We start from the raw sequence: 5,285 nt of genomic DNA, 5'->3' as shown, positions 1-5,285 counted from the left end.
AATGATGGGTGTGAGTTCTCGTCGATTCAGAACGTGACGTAATTGCCAATGATTGAATTCTCAACATGAGAGTTTGATCCTGGCTCAGAACGAACGCTGGCGGCAGGCTTAACACATGCAAGTCGAGCGCCCCGCAAGGGGAGCGGCAGACGGGTGAGTAACGCGTGGGAACGTACCCTTTACTACGGAATAACGCAGGGAAACTTGTGCTAATACCGTATGTGCCCTTTGGGGGAAAGATTTATCGGTAAAGGATCGGCCCGCGTTGGATTAGCTAGTTGGTGGGGTAAAGGCCTACCAAGGCGACGATCCATAGCTGGTCTGAGAGGATGATCAGCCACATTGGGACTGAGACACGGCCCAAACTCCTACGGGAGGCAGCAGTGGGGCATATTGGACAATGGGCGCAAGCCTGATCCAGCCATGCCGCGTGAGTGATGAAGGGCCTAGGGTTGTAAAGCTCTTTCACCGGAGAAGATGATGACGGTATCCGGAGAAGAAGCCCCGGCTAACGTCGTGCCAGCAGCCGCGGTAATACGAAGGGGGCTAGCGTTGTTCGGAATTACTGGGCGTAAAGCGCACGTAGGCGGATCGATCAGTCAGGGGTGAAATCCCAGGGCTCAACCCTGGAACTGCCTTCGATACTGTCGATCTGGAGTATGGAAGAGGTGAGTGGAATTCCGAGTGTAGAGGTGAAATTCGTAGATATTCGGAGGAACACCAGTGGCGAAGGCGGCTCACTGGTCCATTACTGACGCTGAGGTGCGAAAGCGTGGGGAGCAAACAGGCTTAGATACCCTGGTAGTCCACGCCGTAAACGATGAATGTTAGCCGTCGGGCAGTATACTGTTCGGTGGCGCAGCTAACGCATTAAACATTCCGCCTGGGGAGTACGGTCGCAAGATTAAAACTCAAAGGAATTGACGGGGGCCCGCACAAGCGGTGGAGCATGTGGTTTAATTCGAAGCAACGCGCAGAACCTTACCAGCCCTTGACATCCTGTGTTACCCAGAGAGATTTGGGGTCCACTTCGGTGGCGCAGAGACAGGTGCTGCATGGCTGTCGTCAGCTCGTGTCGTGAGATGTTGGGTTAAGTCCCGCAACGAGCGCAACCCTCGCCCTTAGTTGCCAGCATTCAGTTGGGCACTCTAAGGGGACTGCCGGTGATAAGCCGAGAGGAAGGTGGGGATGACGTCAAGTCCTCATGGCCCTTACGGGCTGGGCTACACACGTGCTACAATGGTGGTGACAGTGGGCAGCGAGCACGCGAGTGTGAGCTAATCTCCAAAAGCCATCTCAGTTCGGATTGCACTCTGCAACTCGAGTGCATGAAGTTGGAATCGCTAGTAATCGCGGATCAGCATGCCGCGGTGAATACGTTCCCGGGCCTTGTACACACCGCCCGTCACACCATGGGAGTTGGTTTTACCCGAAGGTAGTGCGCTAACCGCAAGGAGGCAGCTAACCACGGTAGGGTCAGCGACTGGGGTGAAGTCGTAACAAGGTAGCCGTAGGGGAACCTGCGGCTGGATCACCTCCTTTCTAAGGAAGCTGTGGAATTGGTAAGACACCGAGACTTGTCTCGGGTGAACCTTCCCGTGCTTTTTAGAACATAGATGGCACCAGTCAGGTGACCATCGAAACGCAATACGCCACGGAAATGCTTTAAGCATTCGGATGGTATGGCGAGCTTTCGCCGTCCACGTTTCTCTTTCTTCAAGAAGACAAAGAACCGCGTCGATCCAGTTTGACTGGACCGGTTTGACGAGAATGGGCCCGTAGCTCAGTTGGTTAGAGCACACGCTTGATAAGCGTGGGGTCGGAAGTTCAAGTCTTCCCGGGCCCACCATTTGCTTTTGGCGGATGGGGGGTTGGGAATAGACGGCAGACGCGGAAAGTTGCCGAACCTGGAGCGATCCAGGCGATCGAGCTGATGGGGCTGTAGCTCAGCTGGGAGAGCACCTGCTTTGCAAGCAGGGGGTCAGCGGTTCGATCCCGCTCAGCTCCACCAAATCGATTGGTGTTGAGGCTGGCGGTAACGAATTGCTTCGCAAGCGCAAGGCGCGTCGCCAATCGTTTGGCGCCCCCGCGGAGCGCCTTCGGCGCGTGAGCGACAAATTTGTCTTTTGAAGAAAATAAAAGTTTGCATCGGCTTATGCCTGATGCCTGTTCTGCATACATTGTGAAGAGAAGATTGATCTGGAGGCTTCCAGGTGTTTTGGGTTTTGCCCGAAACGTCCGAGCCCAGTTCTGCTGATCCTGTGGATGGCCTAGCCGGCCGGAGACAGGGGAAGGACTGGAGGTAGGAAGGAAGCTTGTCGCTCTGGATCGTTTATTGTTCGTTGCCTTTGGGCATCGTCTGATGAACGGTCGGATTACCGTTGCCTGACCGCGCGGTATCGGATCCAATCTCGAGAAGCTGGTCTTAAGACCTGACACAAGCGAGCTGCTCGGCGTAGCTCCGATAAAGTGATCAGGTCGAACACGTCGATGGCATCAAAGATGGTTTGGGTTGTAAAAGGTAACCCTGGCCGCCGCATCCCTTCGGGATGTCGGCTAAGTGATGAGCATTGGCAATGAGAACGATTAAGTGTCGTAAGGGCATTTGGTGGATGCCTTGGCATGCACAGGCGATGAAGGACGTGATACGCTGCGAAAAGCCGTGGGGAGCTGCGAATGAGCTTTGATCCATGGATCTCCGAATGGGGCAACCCACCTTAAATGCTTGGAAAATCTGATGCGCCGTTGGCGCGTGAGTGAGTAGAAATTAGTGATTAGTGAGTAGGAAACTACTGACTACCGACTAATCACTACTCACTATCTGCGTCGAAGACGCCTCAGGTTTCCAAGCATTGTGATAAGGTATCTGCACCTGAATAAAATAGGGTGTAAGAAGCGAACGCAGGGAACTGAAACATCTAAGTACCTGCAGGAAAGGACATCAACCGAGACTCCGCAAGTAGTGGCGAGCGAACGCGGACCAGGCCAGTGGCAATTGTGATTAAAGTGGAACGCTCTGGAAAGTGCGGCCGTAGTGGGTGACAGCCCCGTACGCGTAGATATCATGATTGTCCTAGAGTAGGGCGGGACACGAGAAATCCTGTCTGAACATGGGGAGACCACTCTCCAAGCCTAAGTACTCGTGCATGACCGATAGCGAACAAGTACCGTGAGGGAAAGGTGAAAAGCACCCCGACAAGGGGAGTGAAATAGAACCTGAAACCGGATGCCTACAAACAGTCGGAGCCCGCAAGGGTGACGGCGTACCTTTTGTATAATGGGTCAACGACTTAGTGTAACAAGCAAGCTTAAGCCGGTAGGTGTAGGCGAAGCGAAAGCGAGTCTGAATAGGGCGATATAGTTTGTTGCATTAGACCCGAAACCGAGTGATCTAGCCATGAGCAGGTTGAAGGTTGGGTAACACCAACTGGAGGACCGAACCCGCATCTGTTGCAATAGATTGGGATGACTTGTGGCTAGGGGTGAAAGGCCAATCAAACTCGGAAATAGCTGGTTCTCCGCGAAATCTATTTAGGTAGAGCGTCGAGCGAATACCCCCGGGGGTAGAGCACTGGATGGGCTATGGGGCCTCACCGTCTTACTGATCCTAACCAAACTCCGACTACCGGGGAGTACTACTCGGCAGACACACGGCGTGTGCTAACGTCCGTCGTGAAAACGGCAACAACCCTAACCTCCAGCTAAGGTCCCCAAGTCATGGCTAAGTGGGAAAGGATGTGAGGATCCCAAAACAACCAGGATGTTGGCTTAGAAGCAGCCATCATTTAAAGAAAGCGTAACAGCTCACTGGTCTAAATAAGGGTCTTTGCGCCGAAAATGTAACGGGGCTGAAGCCATGCACCGAAGCTGAGGATTTGCAGCAATGCAAGTGGTAGCGGAGCGTTCCGTAAGCTGATGAAGGGAGACCCGTGAGGGCTCCTGGAGGTATCGGAAGTGCGAATGTTGACATGAGTAACGATAAAGAGGGTGAGAGACCCTCTCGCCGAAAGACCAAGGGTTCCTGCTTAAAGTTAATCTGAGCAGGGTTAGCCGGCCCCTAAGACGAGGCGGACACGCGTAGTCGATGGGAACCACGTTAATATTCGTGGGCCTGGTGGAAGTGACGGATTGCTCAACTGGTTCAGACTTATTGGATTGTCTGGGCCGGGACGCGGTTCCAGGAAATAGCTCCACCGTATAGACCGTACCCGAAACCGACACAGGTGGTCAGGTAGAGTATACCAAGGCGCTTGAGAGAACTATGTTGAAGGAACTCGGCAAATTGCACGCGTAACTTCGGAAGAAGCGTGACCCCATTTTAGGCAACTATGATGGGGTGGCACAGACCAGGGGGTAGCGACTGTTTATCAAAAACACAGGGCTCTGCGAAGTCGCAAGACGACGTATAGGGTCTGACGCCTGCCCGGTGCTGGAAGGTTAAGAGGAGAGGTGCAAGCTTTGAATCGAAGCCCCAGTAAACGGCGGCCGTAACTATAACGGTCCTAAGGTAGCGAAATTCCTTGTCGGGTAAGTTCCGACCTGCACGAATGGCGTAACGACTTCCCCGCTGTCTCCAACATAGACTCAGTGAAATTGAATTCCCCGTGAAGATGCGGGGTTCCTGCGGTCAGACGGAAAGACCCCGTGCACCTTTACTATAGCTTTACACTGGCATTCGTGTCGGCATGTGTAGGATAGGTGGTAGGCTTTGAAGCGGGGACGCCAGTTTCCGTGGAGCCATCCTTGAAATACCACCCTTATCGTCATGGATGTCTAACCGCGGCCCGTCATCCGGGTCCGGGACAGTGTATGGTGGGTAGTTTGACTGGGGCGGTCGCCTCCGAATGAGTAACGGAGGCGCGCGATGGTGGGCTCAGACCGGTCGGAAATCGGTCGTCGAGTGCAATGGCATAAGCCCGCCTGACTGCGAGACTGACAAGTCGAGCAGAGACGAAAGTCGGTCATAGTGATCCGGTGGTCCCGCGTGGAAGGGCCATCGCTCAACGGATAAAAGGTACGCCGGGGATAACAGGCTGATGACCCCCAAGAGTCCATATCGACGGGGTTGTTTGGCACCTCGATGTCGGCTCATCGCATCCTGGGGCTGGAGCAGGTCCCAAGGGTTTGGCTGTTCGCCAATTAAAGCGGTACGTGAGCTGGGTTCAGAACGTCGTGAGACAGTTCGGTCCCTATCTGCCGTGGGTGTAGGAATATTGACAGGATCTGTCCCTAGTACGAGAGGACCGGGATGGACATATCTCTGGTGGACCTGTTGTCCTGCCAAG

The 5,285-nt window shown here is 54.0% G+C and carries 2 tRNA genes and 2 rRNA genes; all 4 read left to right on the top strand.

Going from position 1 to position 5,285, the window contains the following annotated elements:
- Nucleotides 1-61: 61 nt before the first annotated feature.
- Nucleotides 62-1,542, top strand: a 16S ribosomal RNA gene (locus CO670_RS32165).
- 230 nt (nt 1,543-1,772) lie between these two features.
- Nucleotides 1,773-1,849 (top strand) — tRNA-Ile (locus CO670_RS32160).
- Between the two features lie 86 nt (nt 1,850-1,935).
- Nucleotides 1,936-2,011, top strand: a tRNA-Ala gene (locus CO670_RS32155).
- Between the two features lie 573 nt (nt 2,012-2,584).
- Nucleotides 2,585-5,285: ribosomal RNA gene (locus CO670_RS32150) — 23S ribosomal RNA — on the top strand; the annotation flags it as partial.

It is taken from the genome of Rhizobium sp. J15, from assembly GCF_002531825.1.
Taxonomy (GTDB): Bacteria; Pseudomonadota; Alphaproteobacteria; order Rhizobiales; family Rhizobiaceae; genus Rhizobium.
The sequence above is the reverse complement of the archived record's forward strand: the minus strand, read 5'-3'. Positions and strand labels throughout refer to the sequence as shown.